21 protein-coding genes, 4 tRNA genes and 1 other annotated feature are annotated in these 24,720 nt (G+C 45.2%); of the genes, 11 read left to right on the forward strand and 14 right to left on the reverse strand.

The window, feature by feature from the left end; genetic code table 11:
- Positions 1 to 119: 119 nt before the first annotated feature.
- The 9 genes from OCV44_RS08980 to uvrY all read right to left on the reverse strand — a co-directional run bounded on the left by OCV44_RS08980 (position 120) and on the right by uvrY (position 9,029).
- The gene (locus OCV44_RS08980; RefSeq protein WP_139685906.1) at positions 120 to 1,373 is read right to left on the reverse strand and encodes a carboxynorspermidine synthase; all 1,254 of its coding nucleotides are present in this window, start codon (positions 1,371 to 1,373) and stop codon (positions 120 to 122) included.
- 8 nt (positions 1,374 to 1,381) lie between these two features.
- Positions 1,382 to 4,333, reverse strand: a complete 2,952-nt coding sequence (locus OCV44_RS08985; RefSeq protein ID WP_211349775.1) for a pyridoxal phosphate-dependent class III aminotransferase — start codon at positions 4,331 to 4,333, stop codon at positions 1,382 to 1,384.
- An 859-nt stretch (positions 4,334 to 5,192) separates the two neighbouring features.
- Positions 5,193 to 5,268: transfer RNA gene (locus tag OCV44_RS08990), tRNA-Gly, on the reverse strand.
- Between the two features lie 36 nt (positions 5,269 to 5,304).
- Positions 5,305 to 5,391 (reverse strand) — tRNA-Leu (locus OCV44_RS08995).
- A gap of 80 nt (positions 5,392 to 5,471) precedes the next feature.
- Positions 5,472 to 5,547 (reverse strand) — tRNA-Gly (locus OCV44_RS09000).
- Positions 5,548 to 5,592: 45 nt separating this feature from the next.
- Positions 5,593 to 5,666 (reverse strand) — tRNA-Cys (locus OCV44_RS09005).
- A 266-nt stretch (positions 5,667 to 5,932) separates the two neighbouring features.
- Entirely contained in the window at positions 5,933 to 6,490 is a 558-nt protein-coding gene (gene pgsA, locus OCV44_RS09010; RefSeq protein ID WP_086049659.1) for a CDP-diacylglycerol--glycerol-3-phosphate 3-phosphatidyltransferase, read from the reverse strand.
- 46 nt (positions 6,491 to 6,536) lie between these two features.
- A complete protein-coding gene (gene uvrC / locus OCV44_RS09015) occupies positions 6,537 to 8,369 on the reverse strand; it encodes an excinuclease ABC subunit UvrC (RefSeq protein WP_139685907.1) in 1,833 nt (610 codons plus the stop codon).
- 15 nt (positions 8,370 to 8,384) lie between these two features.
- Positions 8,385 to 9,029, reverse strand: a complete 645-nt coding sequence (gene uvrY / locus OCV44_RS09020; protein ID WP_004729778.1) for a UvrY/SirA/GacA family response regulator transcription factor — start codon at positions 9,027 to 9,029, stop codon at positions 8,385 to 8,387.
- A gap of 426 nt (positions 9,030 to 9,455) precedes the next feature.
- Here uvrY and OCV44_RS09025 point away from each other — a divergent pair, with 426 nt between their 5' ends.
- Positions 9,456 to 11,819, forward strand: a complete 2,364-nt coding sequence (locus OCV44_RS09025) for a DNA polymerase II (protein WP_139685911.1) — start codon at positions 9,456 to 9,458, stop codon at positions 11,817 to 11,819.
- 141 nt (positions 11,820 to 11,960) lie between these two features.
- Here the strand turns inward: OCV44_RS09025 and OCV44_RS09030 are convergent, their stop codons facing one another.
- On the reverse strand, positions 11,961 to 12,728 hold the full coding sequence (locus tag OCV44_RS09030; RefSeq protein ID WP_139685908.1) for a nucleotidyltransferase family protein: 768 nt from the start codon (positions 12,726 to 12,728) through the stop codon (positions 11,961 to 11,963).
- A 137-nt stretch (positions 12,729 to 12,865) separates the two neighbouring features.
- Here OCV44_RS09030 and efpL point away from each other — a divergent pair, with 137 nt between their 5' ends.
- The 3 genes from efpL (at position 12,866) to OCV44_RS09045 (ending at position 14,356) form a co-directional block, all read left to right on the forward strand.
- Entirely contained in the window at positions 12,866 to 13,435 is a 570-nt protein-coding gene (gene efpL, locus OCV44_RS09035; RefSeq protein WP_009848748.1) for an elongation factor P-like protein EfpL, read from the forward strand.
- A gap of 10 nt (positions 13,436 to 13,445) precedes the next feature.
- The gene (locus tag OCV44_RS09040) at positions 13,446 to 13,775 is read left to right on the forward strand and encodes an HI1450 family dsDNA-mimic protein (protein ID WP_012604336.1); all 330 of its coding nucleotides are present in this window, start codon (positions 13,446 to 13,448) and stop codon (positions 13,773 to 13,775) included.
- 89 nt (positions 13,776 to 13,864) lie between these two features.
- Positions 13,865 to 14,356 carry an RNA methyltransferase gene (locus tag OCV44_RS09045; RefSeq protein WP_139685909.1) on the forward strand — a complete coding sequence of 164 codons (492 nt, stop codon included), beginning with the start codon at positions 13,865 to 13,867 and terminating at the stop codon, positions 14,354 to 14,356.
- Between the two features lie 65 nt (positions 14,357 to 14,421).
- On the opposite strand, the gene OCV44_RS09050 is transcribed toward OCV44_RS09045, so the two are convergent.
- The 4 genes from OCV44_RS09050 to rnm form a co-directional block, all read right to left on the reverse strand.
- Positions 14,422 to 14,547, reverse strand: coding sequence for a hypothetical protein (locus OCV44_RS09050; RefSeq protein WP_261900922.1), 126 nt, complete (start codon positions 14,545 to 14,547; stop codon positions 14,422 to 14,424).
- Between the two features lie 93 nt (positions 14,548 to 14,640).
- On the reverse strand, positions 14,641 to 15,669 hold the full coding sequence (gene rluB, locus OCV44_RS09055) for a 23S rRNA pseudouridine(2605) synthase RluB (RefSeq protein WP_102542750.1): 1,029 nt from the start codon (positions 15,667 to 15,669) through the stop codon (positions 14,641 to 14,643).
- Positions 15,670 to 15,828: 159 nt separating this feature from the next.
- Positions 15,829 to 16,449, reverse strand: coding sequence for an L-threonylcarbamoyladenylate synthase (locus OCV44_RS09060; RefSeq protein WP_009848751.1), 621 nt, complete (start codon positions 16,447 to 16,449; stop codon positions 15,829 to 15,831).
- Positions 16,450 to 16,504: 55 nt separating this feature from the next.
- Positions 16,505 to 17,374, reverse strand: a complete 870-nt coding sequence (gene rnm / locus OCV44_RS09065) for an RNase RNM (RefSeq protein WP_139686145.1) — start codon at positions 17,372 to 17,374, stop codon at positions 16,505 to 16,507.
- 120 nt (positions 17,375 to 17,494) lie between these two features.
- Here rnm and OCV44_RS09070 point away from each other — a divergent pair, with 120 nt between their 5' ends.
- From OCV44_RS09070 to trpA, 7 genes are all read left to right on the forward strand, one after another.
- The gene (locus OCV44_RS09070; RefSeq protein WP_009848753.1) at positions 17,495 to 17,620 is read left to right on the forward strand and encodes a trp operon leader peptide; all 126 of its coding nucleotides are present in this window, start codon (positions 17,495 to 17,497) and stop codon (positions 17,618 to 17,620) included.
- Positions 17,567 to 17,681, forward strand: a sequence feature (Trp leader region). Its footprint overlaps the gene before it by 54 nt.
- Before the next feature lie 125 nt (positions 17,682 to 17,806).
- A complete protein-coding gene (locus OCV44_RS09075) occupies positions 17,807 to 19,396 on the forward strand; it encodes an anthranilate synthase component 1 (RefSeq protein WP_139686146.1) in 1,590 nt (529 codons plus the stop codon).
- A gap of 2 nt (positions 19,397 to 19,398) precedes the next feature.
- Positions 19,399 to 19,989, forward strand: coding sequence for an aminodeoxychorismate/anthranilate synthase component II (locus tag OCV44_RS09080; protein WP_010438041.1), 591 nt, complete (start codon positions 19,399 to 19,401; stop codon positions 19,987 to 19,989).
- Positions 19,990 to 19,998: 9 nt separating this feature from the next.
- Positions 19,999 to 20,994, forward strand: a complete 996-nt coding sequence (trpD, locus tag OCV44_RS09085; protein WP_065608541.1) for an anthranilate phosphoribosyltransferase — start codon at positions 19,999 to 20,001, stop codon at positions 20,992 to 20,994.
- 20 nt (positions 20,995 to 21,014) lie between these two features.
- Positions 21,015 to 22,466, forward strand: a complete 1,452-nt coding sequence (trpCF, locus tag OCV44_RS09090) for a bifunctional indole-3-glycerol-phosphate synthase TrpC/phosphoribosylanthranilate isomerase TrpF (RefSeq protein WP_139686147.1) — start codon at positions 21,015 to 21,017, stop codon at positions 22,464 to 22,466.
- Positions 22,467 to 22,632: 166 nt separating this feature from the next.
- Complete coding sequence (gene trpB / locus OCV44_RS09095; RefSeq protein WP_010438034.1) at positions 22,633 to 23,823, forward strand: tryptophan synthase subunit beta; 1,191 nt, start codon at positions 22,633 to 22,635, stop codon at positions 23,821 to 23,823.
- Positions 23,823 to 24,629 (forward strand): tryptophan synthase subunit alpha, encoded by an 807-nt coding sequence (gene trpA, locus OCV44_RS09100; protein ID WP_065204853.1) that lies wholly within the window; start codon positions 23,823 to 23,825, stop codon positions 24,627 to 24,629. Before trpB ends, trpA begins: the two co-directional genes overlap by 1 nt.
- The last annotated feature ends 91 nt before the right edge of the window (positions 24,630 to 24,720 follow it).

The following is a 24,720-nucleotide window of genomic DNA, read 5'->3' on the forward strand; positions in this document are numbered from 1 at the left end:
TCCGAGCGCAGTGAGTTACAAAATCAAAATAAATGATACCAAAGCTTCAAGGCTATCATCATCGAAAAGGGAACAATCCATGTCCCCTTTAATTAGCAATCAAAACAAGAAATCAGTTCTTATTTTTTCAGCTCTTGAATCACAGGAAGACCTTGGCCTGCTTCAAGTTCTTGAACATGCCAATCTAGACCGATTTCCGGCATGGTTGCTAGGAACGGGTCTGGGTTTAGCTGTTCCATGTTGAACACACCTTTATCAGCCCATTCACCACGGAAGAACTGAAGTGCAGCAGTAATCGCTGGTACACCGGTTGTGTAAGAGATCGCTTGGTGTTCTACGTCTTCGTAAGCCACTTCGTGGTCTGCGTTATTGTAGATGAAGACACTGCGCTCTTTACCGTCTTTCTTACCTTGAACCCAAGTACCGATACACGTTAAGCCCGTGTAACCCGGAGCCAAAGATGTTGGATCTGGTAGTAGTGCTTTAAGAACATGAAGAGGCTGAACCACAGTGCCATCATGCAGTGTTAACGGATCAGGGCTAAGAAGACCGATGTCACGCATGCAGTTGAAGTAGTTCAGGTAAGCATCACCAAAGCCCATCCAGAATTCGATACGCTTAGCTGGGATGAACTCTTTCATCGAACGAACTTCATCGTGTGCCATTGAGTAAACTTTGTGAGAACCACAGTTAGGGAATTCAAACTCAAGCATACGAGAGTGACAAGGAACTTGCTTCCACTCTTCGTTTTCCCAGTAGAAAGAGTCGCCTTGGATCTCAAGCATGTTTGTTTCTGGGTCAAAGTTTGTCGCAAACTTCTTGCCGTGGTCGCCAGCATTCACGTCCATTACATCAATTGAGTCAATCTCATCGAACAAGTGCTTAACCGCGTACGCAGCAAAGATTGATACCACACCTGGATCGAAACCAGCACCAAGAATACCTGTGATACCCGCTTCAGCGAACTTCTCACGGTAACCCCATTGCCAATCATAAGCTTGTGGTACTTGTTGGCCTTCAGAACATAGGTCAACCGCTACCGATGTATCTAAGTAAGAGACTTTAGATTGGTAACACGCTTCCATGATCGCCATGTTTACCCAAGGAGGACCAGCGTTGATCACTAGATCTGGCTTAACTTCTTTAATCAAAGCAACAAGCGCATCAACATCGTCAGCGTCTACTGAACGTGCTTCTAGTTTCTTAGCTGAATCTTTAAGGTTGTTTTTACCCTTGATAGATTCGATGATTTTTTCACACTTCGAGATTGTGCGCGAAGCGATCGTGATATCACCCAGTACTTCGTTATTTTGTGCTGCTTTATGTGCAACAACCCAACCGACGCCGCCTGCACCAATTTGTAGAATAGCCATAGTTTTAATTACCCTTGTTGTTCTGCTAGCTCAATAGCTAAAGTTTGAATTTTGTTAATTAGAGATTTGAAATCTGATGTCGTTAAGCACGGATTCAAGATAGTGAATTTCAGCGCACTTTTGCCATCAACGACCGTTTCGCCAAGCACGGCAACGCCACGAGTCAGCGCCTCCAGTCTTAACGTCTGATTCAGTTTGTCTAAATCAAGAACACCGTTTGCTGATGGCCCATTACTAGGAACCGAACGGAATAGCACAGTCGAAAGAGACGGCTCAGCAAGCAGCTCAAAATCGTCATGCTTCTGAATCAAATCGGCAACTTGAAGCGTCTGCTCTAGAAGGTGATCGTACATATCACCTAGCTGCTTTGGCCCAACACTTTGCATCGTCATGAAGACTTTCAGTGCATCGAAACGCTTGGTGGTAGCGATAGACTTATCGACTAGATTTGGCAGCTCATCGTGCTCGCGATTCAAGTAATCTGCGTGATGCAGTAAGTACTTGAAGTTCGCTTTGTCTTTGAGAAGCACAGCACCACAACTGATGGTTTGGAAGAACAACTTGTGGAAGTCGACACTCACTGAGTCCGCTTTCTCGATACCTTTCAGACGAGCTTTATGGCTACTTAAGATAAGCGCGCCACCGTAAGCACTGTCAACATGGAACCAAAGGCCTTGTTGATTGGCGATGTCAGCAATCGCTTCCAGGTCATCAATAGCACCGTGATCGGTAGTACCCGCAGTACCAACCACAGCAAAAGGAATCAAACCTTGAGCTTTAAGTGCTTTCACTTCTGCGTCTAGCAAATCTGGCTTTATGGTACCATTTGCATTGGTATCAACGCAGCACACTGCCGCTTCACCCAACCCGAGTAGCGAGGCAGACTTTTGAACTGTGAAATGAGATTTCTTTGAACATAAGATACGAAGCTTGCTAGCGTATTCTGGTAAGCCAAGTTTTTGGATTGAGTGGCCATTGTGCTTATCCGCAACCCAGTCTCTCGCAAGCAATAAACCCATTAAGTTACTTTGCGTACCGCCGCTAGTGAAAACACCGTCAGCTTGTGCGCCAAGTTGGTATTTGTCACACATCCAATCCACGACGCGCTGCTCAACATAAGTCGCAGCAGATGCTTGGTCCCATGAATCCATTGATTGATTCAACGCCGCAATAATCGATTCCGCAGCAACAGAAGCCATAAGAGGTGGAGTGTGGAGGTGTGCAATACAGTCTGGGTGTTGCACGAAGATGGAGTTTGCAGCGACAAGGTCTGCAGTGCTATCCACAACATCAACCAAAGCGTGTTGGTTGTTATCGAGATCGACAGCATTGATAGCTGCTTCTAACACTTTTGGATCTAAACCCGAATAAGGAGTTTCAACCTGTTCAAAAACGGCTTTCATCGCCTGAGTGGTTTGGTTCATCACGTTAGCAAATTCGTCGCTACCGCCTAAACCTGTCTGGATGAAATGCTTGTTCCATTCCTGATTTGGTTCTTCGCTTTGTGTTTGGTCTTGTTGTAAACCACCACCCACTGCGATGATGGCTTCTTCCATCACTCGCAATGCAAAGTCGATCTGCTCGAAAGAGATAATCATTGGTGGAAGGAAACGAATAACCGAACCATCACGACCACCCTTTTCAACCATCAAGCCGCGCTCTAATGCTGCTCGTTGAATCGCTAACGTCAGTTCGCCGTCGGATTGCGGCTCGCCAAATTTGTTGAGCTCACCGTTTGGTTGCTTGATCTCAGCGCCAAGCATCAGGCCTTTACCACGAACTTCAGCAATACAGTTCACGCGTGCTTGAATTTTCTCGAGCCCGTGACGTAAGTATTGGCCGGCAATGTTCGCATGCTCAACCAAGCCATCGCGTTCAATGATTTCCAGTGCTTTAGCGCCAGACACCATTGCTAATTGGTTACCACGGAATGTGCCAGTGTGCTCACCCGCTTTCCAAGTATCGATGCTCTTATCGAACACAAGCAGCGACATAGGCAGTCCGCCACCAATCGCTTTAGATAAACATAAGATATCAGGGTTAACGCCTGACTCTTCAAACGCGAATCGATGGCCCGTTTTACCCACGCCACACTGAATTTCATCAAAAATCAGTAGGATGCCATGCTCATCACAGATGCGACGTAGGCCTTGTAGCCAAGATGCAGGAGCTGGAATCACACCGCCCTCACCTTGTACAGGCTCGACGATCATCGCTGCAGGTTTCATGATGCCAGATTCATCGTCATTCAACATACGCTCGATGTAACGAATGCTCGCGTTAGCACCCGCTTCACCACCAATGCCAAACGGGCAACGAAGGTTGTATGGGAAAGGCATGAAATGTACGTCAGACATTAAGCCACTACGACGTTCTTTAGTGCCAAGGTTACCCATCATACCCATAGTGCCGTTAGTCATGCCGTGGTAAGCACCACGGAAAGCAAACATGGTGTTGCGACCTGTGGTTTGCTTGGCTAGCTTGATTGCGGCTTCCACAGCATCAGCGCCAGACGGGCCACAGAATTGAAGAACCGAGTTCGTTGAAAAGTCTTGAGGGAGAAAAGCTTTAACTCGCTTGATAAACGTCTCTTTTGCTTGAGTCGTAATATCAAGTGTCTGATATGGCAAACCAGAATCGAGTTGGTCTTTAAGTGCTTGGTTAATCTCAGGGTGGTTGTAGCCCAGAGAAAGTGTACCTGCACCGGCTAAGCAATCGAGAAAGAGTTGGCCACGAGTATCTTCAACTAAAACACCACATGCTCGTTTAATAGCAATCGGTAGGCGTCTTGGGTAAGAGCGAACATCCGACTCATGCTGCTCTTGCTCAAGCAAAATAGCGTCGGGTGTTAGGTCGTAAGTTCCCTCTACGATAGGAACCATAGTTGAAAATGAATTTGCGATAGTATTAATATCGACTTCAAAGGCGGTAGTCATAAAAGTCCCCTTGAATGTGTTCATACTCACCTCCATCAGACTTAATTGCACACCGTCTCTCTATTGATTTAGAGAGAATTCATAGTGAAGCACGCGTATTGTCTAGAAATGAGATATAGCTGTATGCTCGCATAAGTCAAATGACAAATACGAAATTAGGCCGTCTTAGGACAGCAAAAATTATTTAGCGAGAGCTCAAGGTTCAGTGATGCTACTGTTTTGAAGAATTGGACATTTGTGCAGTATCGGACAGCTATGAAGAACTGGCCCTTTTGGAAATGCAGAGCTGATTAGCAATGTTGTTATTAGTGTGTTCAATGTTGGGTTTCCCATTAGCATGGCGAATTGCGCCATAAGTATCCCGTCTATCAGCTAAAGGCTAGCTGATACCTACCCTACGTAATGTCCCAATCAGCAAGAATGGTCACTACGCGTATCCCCCAGAAGCAATCGTTGCTCTTCTTGAACATTGTTCATTCCGAGATTGCGCGGGAAAGTAACATAAAGTGAAATGAACGATCAATAGTTTTTAATAATCGCTTGATAAATAGGAGCGGTAACTGACAAATTGCTGAAAATATCGTCAAGTTAATTTTTAGGTAAGGAGATCCCCGGTTCATTCGTCCCTCATGCCCGAGGATGACGAGGCAGGTATACAGGCGGTGTTAGTGATTTTGAGGTCATGGCGTCATTCCCTAGCACGAGGAACGAGTTCATAGGGAATCTCGCTTTTAAAAGCTAAGTAATGTAAACGAACTTGATAGCAACATTTTGAGATATAAAAGGAAGTTTGGGTGTGTTCAAACAGAAAGAGGAATAACGCATAAAAATCAGAACAGCAGAAACCAAAAAGCCCGAACATTTCTGTTCGGGCTTTTTAATTTGGAGCGATACATCGGGTTCGAACCGATGACCTCAACCTTGGCAAGGTTGCGCTCTACCAACTGAGCTAGTATCGCATTTGCTACATCCGTTAAGACGTAGACTTTAATAGATGGTGCCCCGGGCCGGACTTGAACCGGCACAGCGCGAACGCCGAGGGATTTTAAATCCCTTGTGTCTACCAATTCCACCACCAGGGCACGCAATTCTTTATTGCGATGCCGATTACTGAAAAGTAAAACACCATCTTAATGCAGACGCCAATCAACATTACAAATTTTGGAGCGATACATCGGGTTCGAACCGATGACCTCAACCTTGGCAAGGTTGCGCTCTACCAACTGAGCTAGTATCGCATTTTCATTATTCCTGCCTCTTCTTTTAAAAAGAGAAAGAGATAATGGAGGCGCCTCCCGGAGTCGAACCGAGGTCCACGGATTTGCAATCCGCTGCATAGCCACTCTGCCAAGGCGCCTTAGTAACTCCAATCAGATTGCTTATTGCCATCCTTTTGGGTACGGGATGCATTCTACGGATTCAGGCGATTGAGTCAATATTATTTTTGTATTTTTAATTCGTTTGAATAGATTTCATACGAAACAGGCCAAATAGCTGACTTTATGTGCAAAACACACTGTTAGTAGGTTATTCAAAAGAGATCTATATCACATTAGATGTCCACTATTGATAACTTAACCGTAGGTTAAAGATCAAAAAAGCGAGCCTCAGCTCGCTTCTTAATCAATGGTGTTTTTCGTCTAACAAATCGTCTTTGGCGGCCATCAAGTACTGCGCCATAGACCAATAAGTAAGAACGGTGGCAACATAGAGTGCAATATAACCTACCCAAACCATCCAATCATCATAGCGCCAGATAAGTACCCAAAGAGCAAACATTTGAGAAACGGTTTTTACTTTACCAACCCAAGACACCGCAACACTTGCGCGTTTACCGATTTCAGCCATCCATTCACGAAGCGCCGAGATGATAATTTCACGACCAATCATGGTCACCGCAGGAATAGTCACCCAGATCGAGTGATAATGCTCGGTAACTAAGATAAGAGCCGTAGCAACCAGCACTTTATCCGCCACAGGGTCAATAAAGGCACCAAAGCGAGAAGTTTGTCCGAGTTTACGAGCCAGCATGCCATCTAGCCAATCAGTAAAACCCGCTACCCAAAACACCATTGCAGCAGCAAAAGGAGCCCATTGATAAGGTAGGTAAAAAACAACAACGAATACTGGGATCAAAAATAGTCTCAGTAAGGACAAAATGTTAGGTATATTCAAACGCATATTATTGGGCTCTTATTAATTGCGCTTTAATGGTGCGGGATTTTTACTATTGTTTCAATGCTTGATAAATGTTTTCTGCCAAAGAATGACTAATGCCCGGCACTTTGGCTATTTCTTCGACAGTTGCACGCTTAAGTTCTTGTAAGCCACCCATATATTTCAACAAAGATTGACGACGTTTCGGTCCTACCCCTTCGATTCCTTCCAAAGCACTGGTTCGGCGAGTTTTACCTCGTTTCGCTCTGTGCCCTGCTATCGCGTGATTATGGCTTTCATCACGAATGTGCTGGATAAGGTGCAACGCTGGTGCATCACTGGGTAAGTTAAATTCCTCACCTTCAAGAGTAACTAAGGTTTCTAAACCCGGCTTACGGGTCACACCTTTCGCGATACCCATCATTCTTGGTCGAAATGGCCAATCACCCCAATATTGAGAAACAATCTCGTGAGCGCGATTCAGTTGCCCCTTACCACCATCGATGAAGATGATGTCTGGAATTTTATCGACATCAAGTTGCTTCGAGTAACGCCTCTCAAGAGCCTGAGCCATGGCCGCATAGTCATCACCACCAGTAATCCCGGTGATGTTGTAACGACGGTATTCGGGTTTAACCGGCCCTTCTTGATTGAACACCACACAAGACGCAATTGTGCTTTCACCCATGGTATGACTGATATCGAAACATTCCATTCGTTTAATCGCATCCATCGACAACACTTCTTGAAGCTCTTTAAAGCGCTGGTTGATGGTCATCTTGTGATTAATCTTGGTGGTAATAGCCGTCAATGCATTGGTATTCGAGAGTTTAAGATAACGACCTCGAGTACCTGAAGGGTTGGTATTGAAGTAAATCTTACGACCCGCCACTTCACACAAAGCTTCTTGAATCGGTGTGATATCTTCCATCAAATCGGCATTGAGAATCAAACGCGTTGGGATGGTTCTTGCTTCATTATGCGCAAGATAGTATTGGCTTAAAAAGCTCGAAAAAACCTCTTCTCGCACCGTATTGTTGGGAATTTTCGGAAAATGACTTCTACTGCCTAAAACCTTGCCTTGGCGAATCATCAAGATATGAATACAAGCCACGCCATTCTCTTGAGCAAAACCCAACACGTCCATATCTTCCATTGAATCGTCAGATACGTACTGTTGCTCTTGCACGCGTCGAATCGCTTGGATTTGGTCGCGGAAAGCGGCCGCTTGCTCAAAGCGAAGCTCCTGGCTAGCCTTGTCCATTTTGTCGATAAGCGTTTCAAGGACGAGCTTATCCTTCCCTTGCAGGAATAGACGAACGTAGTCGATAAGTTCACTGTACTCTTCATCAGAGATGATTGAGCTGACACATGGCGCAGCACAACGGCCAATCTGATACATCAAACACGGGCGCGTTCTGTTGGCATAAACCGTATCTTCACACTGGCGAGCAGGAAAGATTTTTTGTAGTAGGTGCAACGTCTCACGCACAGCGCCGGAATCAGGGTAAGGACCAAAGTATTCGCCCTTTTTCTTTTTAGCACCACGATGCATCGACAAACGAGGATGCTTGTGACCGCTAATAAAAATATAAGGGTACGACTTATCATCACGCAAAAGTACGTTGTATTTAGGCAAGTACTGCTTGATGTAGTTATGCTCAAGGATGAGCGCTTCTGTTTCCGTGTGCGTTACAGTGACATCGATCTTGTCAATATTGCTGACTAAAGCGCGTGTTTTTTCACTGTCGACTTTTTTACGGAAATAACTGGAAAGGCGTTTTTTGAGGTTCTTAGCTTTACCGACGTAAATAACAACAGCCTCGGCGTTATACATTCGATAAACGCCGGGCTGCTCTGTTACTGTCTTGAGGAATGAGACTGAGTCAAACAAGTTGGTCACTATACGATCTCAGTGTTAAAGGGTCTCAGTGTCTAACATTCCATGTCTAATCGCTAAATGCGTCAGCTCTACATCGCCACTGATATCCAGCTTACTGAACAAGCGGTAGCGGTAACTGTTGACTGTTTTAGGACTTAGATTGAGTTGTTCTGAAATATCCGTCACTTTCTGACCTTTGGTAATCATCATCATGATTTGAAGTTCACGTTCAGATAAGTCTGCGAATGGATTTTCAGACGCAGGAGAAAATTGGCTCAAAGCCATCTGCTGCGCTATTTCTGGTGAAATGTATCGTTGGCCGCTATTAACCACTCGAATTGCATTGACCATTTCATCCGGACCTGCCCCTTTAGTAAGGTAACCAGCAGCCCCAGCTTGCATCACTTTAGTTGGAAACGGATTTTCCGTATGAACAGTTAAAACGATGATTTTAACATCAGGGTTGAAACGCAAGATTTTCTTGGTTGCTTCTAAGCCACCAATACCAGGCATATTCATATCCATCAAAATAACGTCAGTATTGTTAGTACGACACCATTTTGCAGCATCTTCACCGCTTTCAGCTTCCCCTGCTACGTTCATTCCACGGACGTCTTCAATAATACGTCGTATCCCTGTGCGAACCAGCTCGTGATCATCTACAAGGAAAACATTTATCAAACTTGTATCTCCACACTATTAATTGGCTCTGCAACCACTGTGTCGTTTCATCTATTTGAAACAATTGAATAAAGGAACAGTGAATCGCAGCATTGAGTACATCTTAACTTAATTGCTAAAAAAAATCTCTGTTGAATATGTGCTGAAACACGAACTTTAGCAAGGACTTATTAACAAATAAGGCAACTAAAACAACAAGCTTTTTCTAAAAATCAACCAGTTAAAACAACACCCAATAAAATTACACAAGATAAAGATATTTTCAATACCATTGAATAACCATTCGTGACAAATTCACTTATTTGCTTATTAAGTCCCGTTATTAAACCCCGTTAACGATAAATTAGTGACTATTTACCCAGCCTATTGTGCGAAATTGAACGCTAGATGTTAGTATTCGACTCCCAGTTTCAACAGGTTACTACATTGGATATTCAGCAAGGCTTTGTACTCACAAGACAGGCAAGAGACTTTTCAGGGCGCACACAAATCGACTTGTGGTTAAGTACCCCTAAAGGCCCTAATCTACTGACCATTCAAAATGAAAAACCTGTATTTTTTGTCGCTCAATCTGATGTCGAAGCATGTCAGGTTATCGCAGCGAAAGAGTCGATCGATTGCCAATTCAAGCCTCTCGAGCTGGTTACATTCGATCAAACTCCTCTCGCCGCATGTTACACCTCACTGTCGAGAAGTAGCTTTGGTTTAGCGCAAGCCTTTAACGGTGAAGAGATCCAAACCTTTGAAAGCGATATACGACTGGCCGATCGTTTCTTGATGGAACGCTTTATCAAAGGCAGCATCGAATTCACAGGCGCTATTACTCAAAAAAAACAGCACCTCAGAGTTTCGAACGCAAAGTGCCGAGCGGGCGATTACTTACCCAGTTTATCTGTGGTATCGCTTGATATTGAATGTTCAGAAAAAGGTGTGCTTTACTCCATCGGCCTAGACAGCCCAATGGATAGCCGAGTGATCATGGTCGGCGAACCACAAGAAGCAGACACCAATATCCAATGGGTTGCGAATGAGAAAGCGCTGCTTGAAGCCATGATTGCTTGGTTCTCCGAATTTGACCCCGACATCATCATTGGTTGGAATGTCATTGATTTCGACTTTAGGCTGCTGCACAAGCGTTCAGAATGGAACGAAGTGAAACTCAGTATTGGTCGCGACAATCAACCGAGCTTCTTTCGCAGCTCCGCACAAAATCAGCAGGGCTTCATTACCATTCCAGGGCGTGTTGTCTTGGATGGTATCGATATGCTTAAAACAGCAACCTACCATTTCCGTTCATGGTCTCTTGAGTCCGTGTCACAAGAGTTGCTGGGCGAAGGTAAAGACATACATAATGTTCATGACCGCATGGATGAAATCAATCGAATGTTTAAGTTCGACAAGCCTTCGCTCGCCAAGTACAACCTTCAAGACTGCGTGCTAGTAAACCGCATCTTCGAACACACTCACCTACTCGACTTCGCGATTGAGCGCTCTCGATTAACTGGTGTAGAGCTGGATCGTGTTGGTGGCTCTGTTGCGGCTTTTACTAATTTATACATGCCTCAAATACACCGAGCAGGTTACGTCGCGCCTAATTTAGAGCCGGAGAACTGGATTGCGAGCCCCGGTGGCTATGTAATGGATTCAATCCCCAACCTTTATGACTCTGTGTTAGTTCTCGATTTTAAGAGCCTATACCCATCAATCATTCGCTCTTTCTTGATTGACCCCATGGGGCTGATTGAAGGGCTAAAGTTAGAGTTAGGCTCTGAAGAAGACCAAGCAGTAGCTGGGTTTCGTGGCGGTCAGTTCCACCGATCTAAGCACTTTCTACCAGAGATGATCGAAAACCTCTGGGCAGCGCGTGATGTCGCAAAGAAGAACAACGAAAAAGCGTTTTCTCAAGCGATTAAGATCATCATGAACTCTTTCTATGGCGTACTTGGTTCTTCTGGTTGTCGCTTCTTCGATACACGCTTGGCATCCTCAATCACCATGCGCGGGCATGAGATCATGAAGCAAACCAAGCTTCTGATCGAAGATAAAGGCTATCAGGTGATTTATGGCGATACCGATTCAACCTTCGTGTCTCTGAATGGCAGTTTTGAGCAAGAGCAAGCGGACGAAATTGGCCGCTCTCTCGTGACTTATATCAACGACTGGTGGACAAATCATCTCAAAGAGACCTACAACCTCACCTCAATACTTGAATTGGAATATGAGACTCACTATCGCAAGTTTCTGATGCCGACCATTCGAGGCTCAGAGACAGGATCGAAGAAACGTTATGCAGGCTTGATCAATCTAGGTGACAAAGAGAAGATCATCTTTAAAGGACTGGAGAGTGCACGAACCGATTGGACCCCCCTCGCACAGCAGTTTCAACAAACCCTGTATGAGATGGTGTTTCACGACCAAGATCCAACCGACTATGTCAGACAGTTTGTTGATGAAACCTCTGCTGGCAAGCATGATGATTTATTGGTGTATCAAAAGCGCTTACGCCGTAAATTACACGAATACCAAAAGAACATTCCGCCACAGGTTCGCGCAGCTCGAATGGCCGATGAGATCAATGCTCAGCTAGGACGCCCTCTTCAATACCAAAATAAAGGACGTATTGAATATTTGATTACGCTGAGTGGCCCTGAGCCCAAAGAGCATTTGAAGAGTGGCATCGATTATCAACATTACATCGATAAGCAGATTAAACCGGTCGCAGAAGCGATTCTGCCATTTATAGGATTAGATTTTGAAAGAGTCAGCGGCCAGCAGCTAGGTCTGTTCTAGATTGAATTATCTTTTCGAGGCGACATTAGACTCGAGATATCTATTAAAACTCGAACCAGACATCAAAACGAAAAAAGCAGAGGAGTGCTGTGTTACTCAGCCCGCTCTGCTTTTTAGTATTCATTGGGAGTTTACGAATCTCTACCCGATTCGAAACTCAGTTTTCTGATACTGCTTAACCAGCCATTCACCAAAGCCATCAAGAATCCCTATCACCGAACGTTTGGGAATCGCACGCCCAGACAGCAAAATACCCAACCTTTGAATCTCAACTTCTTTCTCTGGGTGATATCTCAAGAACTGTTGACCGCACTCCATAGGCGCATCGAACCAGTTCTTGTCTCGGTACATGATCAAAGAGTAACTGGCTCGCAGAAGCTTCTTGGCAATAATCATCTGCGCGGCGACTTGTTGTTCTGGCGTTGTTGCTCGGGCAATCTTATTACGATAAACCGCTAACCAATTTTCTGCATCCATATTCCAGTGCTTAGCAATTTCCCAACTCGTTTCGAAATCACCATAGCAGTCTGATAAGTCTTCACCATGTACACACACAGCTAAATGCTTGAGCATGAAGCCCCATGTAAAGATGTTGTCGAAATCAACTATTTCACTCACTAAGGTAGTTTTAATCGCCACTTGTGTGACCTGAGGGAAGCTCTTTTGGAAGCGCCATTTAATGGTATTCAGCAGTGTGGTTCGTTGATCTGGGAAAGAACGATGGGTAACCACAACCACATCTAGATTCGAGCGACCGACAACGGCTTGCTTACGTGCCACACTGCCATAAACATAGACACTGTGCAGATTAGAACCTAACCCACCTTTTAGAAAGGTAATCAGATCGTTAACCACAGGTTGAAATTCAGGTTGAAATGGCTGTGTTGGGTCAATAACAGGTAGCTGCATAGGTCGTTTCGGTAAATAAAATAATGATTTAACTGTCTCTCTATGATCGCTTAGGTGACTTTATGATTCAAGCTATTCCTATTTATAGCGTCTACGAGATATAATCACCGGATAGACCCAATAAGGACAAACACAAAATGCCTAGAGCAAGTGAGATTAAAAAAGGTTTTGCGATCAATGTTGATGGCAAAACAGTACTAGTTAAAGATATCGAAGTAACAACACCAGGTGGCCGTGGCGGTCAAAAGATTTACCGCTTCCGTGGTCACGATGTAGCAACTGGCGTTAAAACAGAAGTTCGTCACAAGGCTGACGAAATCGTTGAAACTATCGACGTAACTAAGCGTGCAGTAATGTTCTCTTACGTTGATGGCAACGAGTACATCTTCATGGATAACGAAGATTACACACAATTCATCTTCAACGGTGAAATGATCGAAGACGAACTGCTGTTCATCAACGAAGATACGCAAGGTATGTACGCGATTCTTATCGACGGTACTGCGGCGACTCTTGAACTACCAACTTCAGTTGAGCTAGTAATCGAAGAAACAGACCCTTCAATCAAAGGTGCATCTGCTTCAGCTCGTACTAAGCCAGCTCGTCTGTCTACAGGCCTGACTGTTCAAGTTCCTGAGTACATTGCAACTGGCGACAAAGTTGTTGTGAACACAGCTGAACGTAAATACATGAACCGCGCAAGCTAAGATACTGATTATGACCGAAGCTAACGACCTAATGTCTTACGACGACGCAATTGACACTGCATACGACATCTTTCTAGAGATGGCTGCTGATAATCTTGAACCTGCAGACGTGATCCTATTCACGGCTCAGTTTGAAGATCGTGGCGCTGCAGAACTTGTTGAAACTGGTGACGATTGGGTTGAACATGTTGGCTTTGAAGTCGACAAAGAGATCTACGCTGAAGTACGCATTGGTCTTGTAAATGAAGCTGATGATGTCTTAGATGACGTATTCGCTCGTCTACTGATCAGCCGTGACCCTGAACACAAGTTCTGTCACATGTTGTGGAAACGCGACTAGGCTCTTCTTAAATCAGCTCAGAGTACTGAGCTGATTTTCTTACGACTTCATAGCCTCATCACTTTACCAAACTGCAACTCTACAAAATTATGACCAAAGCAAAGACAGATACCCTATCCAAAGGCTATGCCTGTGTTGGATTAGTAAACCCCAAAACACCTGAAAATGTTGGCTCAGTAATGCGAGCTGCTGGTTGCTACGGAGCAAACTCTGTATTTTATACTGGCACCCGTTATGACCACGCTCGACAATTTCATACCGACACCAAAGAAAAGCATCTTGAATTGCCTTTGATTGGTGTTGAAGCTCTTAAAGACATTATTCCTGTTGGCTGCGTGCCCATCGCGGTTGATTTGATAGAAGGCGCTAAGCCTTTGCCTGATTATAAGCACCCACCTCGTGCTTTTTATATCTTCGGCCCTGAAGATGGGACTCTGAAAAAAGAGATCACCGACTTCTGTCGTGAAACCATCTACGTTCCGACTAATGGCTGCATGAACCTTGCTGCCGCGGTTAATGTTATTTTGTATGACCGCATGGCAAAGGGTGACAACTTCTCGAATCATTTGAAAGTGACCTAAACCAATCGTAATAAATAACTAGCGTAGTAAATAACTAGTCAGCCGAGTTGGTTGAGCGCTTCTATCTAGTTATTCACTTCTACTTGGTTAATCGTTTCTACTTGGTTAATCGTTTCTACTTGGTTAATCGTTTCTACTTGGTTAATCGTTTCTACTTGGTAAGCACTTCTACATGATTTGAACTGCGCCATATTCAAGACGAAAAAAAACCTGCTAAGTTAGCAGGTTTTTTAGTATTCGAAACGCTGGATTAAGCTTAAGAACTGTAGCAACTACTGGTGTAATTACTTACGTGATCTTGGCTTAGCCGGTTTAGCCGGGCGTCCGTTGTTCAGTTTAGGCTTTTTGGTAGACTGAGGTTTACCATTTGCCGCTGGAGCGCTACGACCTGAATCAGGTGTTGTTGTACCGCGAGTTGCAGGCTTCTTACGCTTAGTCTGATTGCTACGGCCTTTAGGAGCATTTGCACGCTCTTCGTGACGCTTAACAGCACGACGAATTTTCTGGCTGCGAGAACGCTCACGCTTACGAGAAGTGTTTGCAGGATCAAGATCCAACAGCGTCTCTTTTTCTGGCTGAAGTTCAACAAGCTCACGCAAGTAGTTTACTTCTTGAAGATCTAGCTCTTTCCAACCGCCACGAGGCAGTTTCTTATCAAGGTAGATATCACCGTAACGTACACGTTTCAGACGGCTTACTGTTGTTTCTTGTGATTCCCAAAGACGACGAACCTCACGGTTACGACCTTCGTTAATTGCTACGTAGAAAGTATGGTTCATACCTTCACCGCCAGCGTAAACCACATCTTCGAAACGAGCCATACCATCTTCAAGTTGAACGCCACGAGTCACGTTCTTAACTTTTTGCTCAGTTACTTCACCAAATACACGTACTAGGTACTCACGCTCAACCTGACGGCTTGGGTGCATTAGGCGGTTTGCTAGTTCACCATCGGTTGTGAACAACAGCAGGCCTGATGTGTTTGCATCAAGACGACCAACTGAAATCCAACGAGAACCACGGATCTTAGGTAGACGATCAAAAACAGTACGGCGACCTTCAGGATCGTGACGAGTACAAAGCTCACCTTCAGGTTTGTAGTAAGCAAGTACACGACAAACCACTTCTTCAGAGGCTTTGCCTGTAATTGTGTGGCCATCGATACGGATCACTGAGTTCTCGTCTTCAAGACGCTCACCCAATTTCGCAACTTGACCGTTAACACTTACACGACCAGATTTGATTAAACCTTCTAGTTCACGACGAGAACCGTGACCAGCTCGCGCTAAAACCTTCTGTAATTTTTCGCTCATTTACTCTTTTCTACCTAATTGTCGTCTTCACAGACGTCGAATGAATTTTTCGCGACCAAATCGCGGTCGCGTATTATCGCAAATAACCTGCCAAAAAGCACTTGTTATTTACTCTGGCAGGTTTGCTGTTTCGTTACAGACTGTTAATCAGTAACGCTATTATTCAAACGGCGCTGGATCACCGGCACCACGACGTAAAACAACGGCGTCATCGTCACTGAAGTCAATAACCGTAGTAGGTTGCTCACCTAAGTAGCCGCCATTCAAAATGACATCAACCGCATGCTCTAAGCTGTCACGAATTTCTTCAGGATCTGATTCAGTTGTCTCGTTACCCGGAAGAATCAGAGACGTCGACATCAATGGCTCGCCCATTGCTTCTAGAAGGTCTAGGGCAATTTTGTTGTCTGGTACACGAATACCGATCGTTTTACGTTTCGCGTTCATCAAACGCTTCGGCACTTCTTTGGTTGCTTTGAAAATAAACGTGTAAGCACCGGGCGTGTGCGCCTTAAGCAGACGGAAAGCCACATTATCTACTCGCGCATACAGTGACAACTCAGAAAGGTCACGGCATAACAAAGTGAAATTGTGCTTATCATCGATTCGACGAATTTTACAGATGCGTTCGAGTGCTTGTTTATTCTCAAGCTGACAACCCAGTGCATAACCTGAATCTGTTGGATAAACCACAACGCCGCCATTGCGAATGATCGCAACCGCTTGAGTAATTAAGCGTGCTTGTGGGTTATCTGGGTGTACATAAAAAAACTGGCTCATTGTTGATCCTCGTTATCGAATCTCTCGACTCTATCATCAGAAGGAGCTGGCTCACCTAAATACTGTCATCGGTATCAGATGGTGAAACCGTTTGAAACTCCCAATCTTTCCATACTTCTTCGACCCCAGAAGGTAGCCAGAGATTACGTCCAAGTTCCATCCATGGGGATGGGTAATGGAAGTCGCTGCCTTGGGAGGCTAATAGTTTGTATTGTATAGCATAATCCGCAAGTGTGCGTCTTTCTTGTTGCGCTTGCTGAGGTTGAGCCACTTCCATGGCGTCACCATTTGCTTCAACAAATGCAGCGAGCAGACGTTTAACCCACTTGGCTGTAAGGCCATATCGCGCAGGGTGAGCTAATACCGCTTGACCACCAGCCGCATGAATAGCCGTTACAGCATCACTCATTGAGCACCATGTTGGCGGCACATAACCTGGATTGTTGCGCGTAAGAAACTTTTTAAACACCTGCTGCATGGTTTTCGCGTAGCCATTGTCGACTAACCATTTCGCAAAGTGTGCTCGAGTAATTGGTGCATCACCTGCAATCAACTTAACCTCTTCTAACACACCTTCACGGGTCGCTTTCTCAAGACGTTGAGCAATCATCTCTGCACGTCCGACACGGTGTTGCTTCTGTTGTTCAATTAACGCTTTCAATTCTGGTGATTCAGGATCGACGTTTAACCCAACAATATGGATATCTTTGTTTTGCCAAACGGTTGAGATCTCGATGCCGTTAATCAACTGAATAGGAAGATTGTTATCAGCAATATAGCTGCGTGCTTCAGCAAGCCCATCAGTCGTGTCATGATCTGTAATCGCTAGCGCTTCGATGTTAAAGCCAAGCGCTCGGTCAATTAGCTCAGGTGGAGTAAGTCGGCCATCTGAGGCTGTTGTATGACTATGTAGATCAATTCTCATATATTCTTTTTCATTGTTTTCAATTTTTATCGTTATATTTGTGTCAATACACTTGACCCGCAAGCGGAAAACTAGTTAACTAGTACACAAATACGAAGTGTCACATTTGATAGGTTCACCATGTTACAAGAATTTAACCAAAACCATAAAGATAAAGTTTTAGAACTTTCTTCAGTAGAAGCAAGTTCAGAGCTTAATTGGTGGCGCACTTGGACAAGTTCTTGGTGGGCTAACGTGTACTTCTAATTAAACATTTTGTTTATAAAAAAGTTATCACTAAGCCCGCTTTCATAGCGGGCTTTTTAATTTGTCGAACATCTCACATTCAACTGACTAACAAATCAACGAATTGACCATATTCTAGATTGGGTGAAAGGTATCTTTATGCGACTATGTACGGCAGGAAATTTAAAGAATCATAAAGGAGGTCTTGTGAACAAGGCCATTGAAATCAAAAAGCTGGGAACCATTGAGGTCATCAATTCTTCCGTTCCTTACTCGCAAGATCCAACCAGCGTTTTTCATACTTTGTGTGAGAACAAAACAGACAGTTTGCTGTTGGAATCGGCTGAGATTGAATCCAAACAGAACCTGACAAGCCTACTCCTTATCGACTCTGCTGTTCGCATCGTATGTCGCGGACATGAAGTAACCTTTCAAGCGTTGACTGAAAACGGTCAAGCGCTTATCGAACACCTCACTCAAAATGTTAAAACAGATATAAAATCTGACCTTACGGATAACGTTTTGACGCTGACTTTTGTCGAGCCAAGCAATGAATTAGATGAAGACTCACGTTTAAGAGAAGCCTCTTCATTTGATGCACTGCGTTTGGTTCAGCACAGCTTTGAGCAAGACGCAGATAACAAACACGCACTATTCATGGCGGGCTTATTCGCTTACGACATCGTGGCGAACTTTGAACCGCTAGGTGATGCTGAAGCAACCAACAATTGTCCTGACTTTGTCTTCTACGTAGCTGAAACACTATTGCGTTTCGACCACCAAGAGAACGAAGGCCTACTTCATGCGAGCTTGTTTGCTCAAGATGAAAGCATTAAAACGCAATTAACTGATCGCCTAGCCGACATTCAAACACAATGTCAGTCATTGAAAGCCATCACCGAAGTTACGCCACTCGACAATGTTGAAGCGGTACCAAGCGTTTCAGATGAAGACTTCTGCCAAACGGTTCGTGACTTAAAAGAGTACGTAGTTAAAGGCGATGTATTCCAAGTGGTACCTTCACGTCGCTTCACACTGCCTTGCCCTGCTCCACTGGCGGCTTACAAAGAACTCAAGCAAAGTAACCCAAGCCCTTACATGTTCTACATGCAAGATGAGCTGTTTACTCTGTTCGGCGCTTCTCCAGAAAGCGCGCTGAAATACGAAACCGAAACCAACCAAATCGAGATCTACCCAATTGCGGGTACTCGTCGTCGCGGTAAGCGCCCAAATGGCCAAATCGATTTCGACCTCGATAGCCGTATCGAACTTGAGCTACGTACCGACAAGAAAGAAAACGCTGAGCACATGATGCTTGTCGATCTAGCACGTAACGATGTAGCGCGTATTGCAGAAGCTGGCACTCGCCACGTAGCAGACTTGCTGAAAGTTGACCGCTACAGCCATGTGATGCACTTGGTTTCTCGTGTTGTTGGTCAACTGCGTGAAGACTTGGATGCCCTACACGCTTACCAGGCTTGTATGAACATGGGAACGCTAACGGGCGCACCAAAAATCCGCGCAATGCAGCTTATCCGTGACGTAGAAAAAACACGTCGTGGTAGCTACGGCGGTGCGGTAGGTTACCTAACAGGTGAAGGCACGTTAGATACGTGTATCGTAATTCGCTCTGCTTACGTTGAAGATGGCGTAGCACAAGTACAAGCGGGCGCAGGTGTAGTATTCGATTCAGACCCACAAGCCGAAGCGGATGAAACTCGCGGTAAAGCTCAAGCGGTTATCTCAGCGATCCAAGCAGCTCATACTAAAAACTTAACAAACAAGAAGGAGTCGTAATCATGGCTGATATTGTATTCATCGATAACTTCGACTCGTTCACATACAACCTTGTAGACCAGTTTCGTTCATTAGGTCACAGCGTAAAAATTTACCGTAACAACATTCCTGCAAAAGTAGTTGAAGCGGCGATCAACGAATTAGATAACCCGGTTGCACTGCTTTCGCCAGGCCCTGGCGCTCCAGCAGATGCGGGTTGCATGCCAGAGCTGATTCAATTGCTAAAAGGCAAAGTACCAATGATTGGAATTTGCTTAGGCCACCAAGCGATTGTTGAAGCCTACGGCGGCACCGTTGCAGGCGCTGGCGAAATCATTCATGGTAAGGTGTCGATGATGGAACACCAGAACCATGCGACTTACCAAGGCTTACCTTCGCCACTGGCTATTGCTCGCTACCACTCTTTAGTGGCAACGCATGTATCCGATAGCCTAACGGTGACCGCTGAAGTCGATGATTTGGTGATGTCTGTGGTTCAAGAACAAGACAAGGTTTGTGGATTCCAATTCCACCCTGAATCAATTATGACGACCTACGGTGCAACGCTTCTAGCGAACGCTATAGAATGGGCTCTTGAGAAAAAGACGATATAGGAAACGATCATGGAACAGATTAATAAACTTTACGAACAGCAGTCTCTTACTCAAGAAGAAAGCCAACAGTTATTTGATGTCATCATCAAGGGTGAACTCGATCCAATCCTGATGGCTTCGGCTCTGACTGCATTGAAAATCAAAGGCGAAACGCCCGATGAGATCGCAGGTGCGGCGAAAGCACTGCTTGCCAATGCAAACCCGTTCCCACGTCCTGATTACGATTTCGCTGACATCGTAGGTACAGGTGGCGACGGTCATGACACCATCAACATTTCGACGACTTCTGCATTTGTAGCAGCAGCGTGTGGTTTAAAAATAGCCAAGCACGGCAACCGCAGCGTATCAAGCAAATCAGGCTCTTCTGACCTACTGGATTCGTTCGGTATTAACCTAGCGATGACGGCAGAAGACACGCGCACTGCAGTCGACGAGCTCGGCGTAGCATTCCTATTTGCTCCGCAATATCACGTTGGTGTACGCCACGCGATGCCTGTTCGTCAAACAATGAAAACGCGCACGATCTTCAACATCCTTGGTCCACTGATTAACCCTGCTCGCCCTAACATCGAGTTAATGGGTGTTTACAGCAAAGAGCTAGTACGCCCTATCGCGGAAACCATGCTGCAAATGGGCATGAAGCGTGCTGCGGTTGTGCACGGTAGCGGCCTTGATGAAGTGGCTATTCATGGCGAGACAATCGTTGCTGAAATTAAAGATGGAAAAATTCACGAGTACACAGTGACACCGGCAGACTTTGGCCTGAACACTCACCCTCTTGAAGCAATCAAGGGCGGCGAGCCAGAAGAGAACAAAGCCATCACAACCGATATCCTGACGGGCAAAGGCACTGATGCTCAAGTTGGCGCAGTAGCCGTGAACGTTGCGCTACTGATGCGTCTATTTGGTCACGAAGATCTAAAAGCCAACGCACAACAAGCGATTGACGCGATGAACTCTGGCAAAGCGTACGAGCTTGTACAAAAGCTTGCTGCACACGCCTAACGAACGACGAGACAAACAACATGACACAGACTACCGATAAATTGTCGACCCACGTTTCAGTCAAAGAAGCTGAAATGGCGGAAGTACTAGCAAAAATCGTTCGTGATAAATACCAATGGGTTGAAGCGCGTAAGCAGACTCAACCATTGGACGAGTTTAAAGCAACGTTAACCGTAACAGACCGCAGCTTTTATGATGCATTGAGCGGCGAACAAACAGTTTTCATCACTGAATGTAAGAAGGCATCTCCGTCAAAAGGTTTAATCCGTGACGAGTTTGATTTGGACTACATTGCATCGGTGTACAACAACCACGCCAACGCAATTTCAGTGCTGACAGACGAGAAATACTTCCAAGGTGACTTTGAGTTTTTACCAAAGGTTCGCAGCATTGCTAAACAACCTATTTTGTGTAAAGACTTTATGGTTGATACCTACCAAGTTTACCTAGCTCGTCACTACTCTGCTGATGCTATCTTGTTGATGCTATCGGTATTAGATGACGAAGAATACCAAGCACTTGCTGAAGTCGCTCACTCACTCAACATGGGTGTACTTACCGAAGTCAGCAACGAAGAAGAACTTCATCGCGCAGTCGCTTTAAAAGCAAAAGTGATCGGTATTAATAACCGTAACCTGCGTGACCTTTCGACGGATCTGAACCGTACTAAGGAGTTGGCTCCGCTGATACGCGAACTGGCTCCAAACGCTGTTGTGATTTCAGAATCTGGCATCTACACACACCAACAAGTTCGTGACCTTTCAACGTTTGCAGATGGCTTCCTAATCGGCAGCTCTCTAATGGCAGAAAAGAACCTCGAGCTTGCAGTGCGTAAAGTAACGCTCGGTGAAAATAAGGTGTGTGGTTTAACTCACTCTGACGATGCAGCAAAGGCTTATCAAGCCGGTGCAGTATTCGGTGGTCTGATTTTCGTTGAAGCATCTAAGCGTCATGTGGATATCGAAGCGGCTCGTTTAACTATGAGCGGCGCACCGCTGAACTACGTGGGTGTGTTCCAAAATCATAGCGTTACTGACGTTGTGAAAACGGTTTCTGAGCTAGGTTTATTTGCGGTGCAACTGCACGGTGATGAGTCTCAAGCGTTTGTTGATGAGTTAAAACAATCTCTACCTGAAAATGTTGAAATTTGGAAAGCTTACGGTGTTACTTCTGGCGACGCTTCCGGTGCTAAAAGCTCGCTACCAGAATTACTTCAAAGCAATGTGACTCGTCACCTACTAGATACTAAAGTGGGTTCTCAAACTGGCGGAACTGGCCAAGCGTTCGATTGGAGCCTAATCAACAACCAAAGCGCAATCATGTTAGCGGGTGGCCTAAACCCAGAAAATGCTAACCAAGCGGCTAAGTTGGGTTGCTTAGGATTAGACCTAAACTCTGGCGTTGAATCGGCTCCGGGTAAAAAAGACGCAGACAAACTGCAACGTGCTTTTGCAGCGATTCGTAATTACTAGTTCGGTTCTAGAACTTAAAACCTAGAACTTGAAATCTAGAGCCCAGAACTTAGAAGCTAGAAAGCAGAATCTCAAAACTAATTCGTAAGCTTTGCCTTTGCGAAGCTTAAACAAGATAAAATGACTTGGTGTGAATACACATCGATAGAATTGAAGGAATAACACAATGGCTAAACTCGATGCCTACTTTGGTGAATACGGTGGTCAATACGTACCGCAGATCCTAGTACCAGCACTAGACCAACTAGAACAAGCATTTATCGATGCACAAGCCGATCCTGAGTTCCGCAGTGAATTCATGACGCTTCTTCAAGAGTATGCTGGTCGTCCAACGGCACTAACGCTAACACGTAACCTGACTAAAGGTACAAAAACCAAACTGTACCTAAAGCGTGAAGATCTACTTCACGGCGGTGCTCACAAGACAAACCAAGTACTTGGTCAAGCGCTGCTGGCAAAACGTATGGGTAAGCAAGAAATCATCGCTGAAACAGGCGCGGGCCAACACGGTGTTGCGACTGCTCTAGCGTGTGCTCTATTAGGCCTTAAGTGTCGTGTTTACATGGGTGCAAAAGACGTTGAACGTCAAAGCCCGAACGTGTTCCGTATGAAGCTAATGGGCGCAGAGGTTATTCCTGTTCATTCTGGCTCTTCAACGCTAAAAGATGCATGTAACGAAGCACTACGTGACTGGTCTGCAACTTACGAAGACGCGCACTACCTATTGGGTACTGCAGCGGGCCCTCACCCATTCCCAACCATCGTTCGTGATTTCCAACGTATGATTGGTGAAGAAACGAAGAACCAAATTCTAGCTCGTGAAGGTCGCCTTCCTGATGCCGTTATCGCTTGCGTAGGTGGTGGTTCTAACGCTATCGGCATGTTCGCTGATTTCATTGAAGAAGAATCTGTTCGCCTAATCGGTGTAGAGCCTGCTGGTAAAGGTATCGATACCGACCAACACGGCGCACCACTTAAACACGGTAAAACAGGTATTTTCTTCGGTATGAAAGCACCACTGATGCAAGATGAGAACGGCCAAGTAGAAGAGTCTTACTCTGTTTCTGCGGGTCTAGATTTCCCATCAGTTGGTCCTCAACACGCGCACTTAAATGCGATTGGCCGTGCTGAATACGACAACGTGACCGATGACGAAGCACTAGAAGCGTTCCAATTGATTGCACGTAAAGAAGGTATTATCGCAGCGTTAGAGTCATCTCATGCTGTGGCTCATGCTGTTAAAATGGCTCACGACGACCCTGAGAAAGAACAGCTATTAGTCGTTAACTTATCTGGTCGTGGTGACAAAGACATTTTCTCTGTACACGACATTCTTAAAGAGAAAGGAGCATTATAATGGATCGCTATCAATCACTCTTCACTCGCTTAGCTGAAAAGAATCAGGGCGCATTTGTACCATTCGTAACGGTTGGTGATCCTAACCCAGAGCAATCTCTTAAGATCATGGAAACGCTAGTTGAAGCGGGTGCTGACGCACTTGAGCTTGGTATCCCATTCTCAGATCCGCTTGCAGATGGCCCAACAATCCAAGGTGCGAACATTCGTGCTTTAGATTCTAAAGTAACGCCAGATGTGTGCTTCGATCTTATTGGTCAAATCCGTGCTAAATACCCAGAGCTACCAATCGGCCTACTGATGTACGCGAACTTGGTTTACGCACGTGGTATAGAAAATTTTTACGAACGCTGCGCAAACGCAGGTATCGATTCAGTATTAATTGCTGATGTACCAACCAATGAAAGCGGCGAGTTTGTTGCTGCAGCTGAAAAGTTTGGCGTTCACCCAATCTTTATTGCTCCACCAACTGCAAGCGATGAAACGCTTCAATCAGTTTCTGAGCTAGGTGGTGGTTACACCTACCTACTTTCGCGTTCTGGTGTAACGGGTGCTGAAACAAAAGCAAACATGCCAGTAACGGCACTGCTTGATCGCTTGAACAAGTTCGATGCGCCACCAGCACTGCTTGGTTTCGGCATCTCGGCTCCTGAACAAGTGAAAGAAGCGATTGTAGCTGGCGCTGCCGGTGCGATCTCTGGCTCAGCTGTTGTAAAGATCATTGAAAACAACGTAGAGCAACCTGAAGCAATGCTTAAAGCCCTTGCTGAATTTGTAACGCCAATGAAAGCGGCAACACAGAAATAACAAAAAACCTCCTTCTAGGATCAGATTTCACCTAGAGGGAGGCTCTCTACAACACCCTTCCTACGATCCTTAATGTTAAACGATTGTTCTA

It is taken from the genome of Vibrio tasmaniensis, assembly GCF_024347635.1.
GTDB classification, from domain to species: Bacteria; Pseudomonadota; Gammaproteobacteria; order Enterobacterales; family Vibrionaceae; genus Vibrio; species Vibrio tasmaniensis.

Excerpts from the sequence above, each read along its gene's own strand:
- OCV44_RS08980 (WP_139685906.1), bottom strand. The coding sequence starts at position 1,373 with ATGGCTATTCTACAAATTGGTGCAGGCGGCGTCGGTTGGGTTGTTGCA.
- OCV44_RS08985 (WP_211349775.1), bottom strand. The coding sequence starts at position 4,333 with ATGAACACATTCAAGGGGACTTTTATGACTACCGCCTTTGAAGTCGAT.
- pgsA (WP_086049659.1), bottom strand. The coding sequence starts at position 6,490 with ATGCGTTTGAATATACCTAACATTTTGTCCTTACTGAGACTATTTTTG.
- OCV44_RS09030 (WP_139685908.1), bottom strand. The coding sequence starts at position 12,728 with ATGCAGCTACCTGTTATTGACCCAACACAGCCATTTCAACCTGAATTT.
- efpL (WP_009848748.1), top strand. The coding sequence starts at position 12,866 with ATGCCTAGAGCAAGTGAGATTAAAAAAGGTTTTGCGATCAATGTTGAT.
- OCV44_RS09040 (WP_012604336.1), top strand. The coding sequence starts at position 13,446 with ATGACCGAAGCTAACGACCTAATGTCTTACGACGACGCAATTGACACT.
- OCV44_RS09045 (WP_139685909.1), top strand. The coding sequence starts at position 13,865 with ATGACCAAAGCAAAGACAGATACCCTATCCAAAGGCTATGCCTGTGTT.
- OCV44_RS09050 (WP_261900922.1), bottom strand. The coding sequence starts at position 14,547 with ATGGCGCAGTTCAAATCATGTAGAAGTGCTTACCAAGTAGAAACGATT.
- rluB (WP_102542750.1), bottom strand. The coding sequence starts at position 15,669 with ATGAGCGAAAAATTACAGAAGGTTTTAGCGCGAGCTGGTCACGGTTCT.
- OCV44_RS09060 (WP_009848751.1), bottom strand. The coding sequence starts at position 16,449 with ATGAGCCAGTTTTTTTATGTACACCCAGATAACCCACAAGCACGCTTA.
- rnm (WP_139686145.1), bottom strand. The coding sequence starts at position 17,374 with ATGAGAATTGATCTACATAGTCATACAACAGCCTCAGATGGCCGACTT.
- OCV44_RS09070 (WP_009848753.1), top strand. The coding sequence starts at position 17,495 with ATGTTACAAGAATTTAACCAAAACCATAAAGATAAAGTTTTAGAACTT.
- OCV44_RS09080 (WP_010438041.1), top strand. The coding sequence starts at position 19,399 with ATGGCTGATATTGTATTCATCGATAACTTCGACTCGTTCACATACAAC.
- trpD (WP_065608541.1), top strand. The coding sequence starts at position 19,999 with ATGGAACAGATTAATAAACTTTACGAACAGCAGTCTCTTACTCAAGAA.
- trpCF (WP_139686147.1), top strand. The coding sequence starts at position 21,015 with ATGACACAGACTACCGATAAATTGTCGACCCACGTTTCAGTCAAAGAA.
- trpB (WP_010438034.1), top strand. The coding sequence starts at position 22,633 with ATGGCTAAACTCGATGCCTACTTTGGTGAATACGGTGGTCAATACGTA.
- trpA (WP_065204853.1), top strand. The coding sequence starts at position 23,823 with ATGGATCGCTATCAATCACTCTTCACTCGCTTAGCTGAAAAGAATCAG.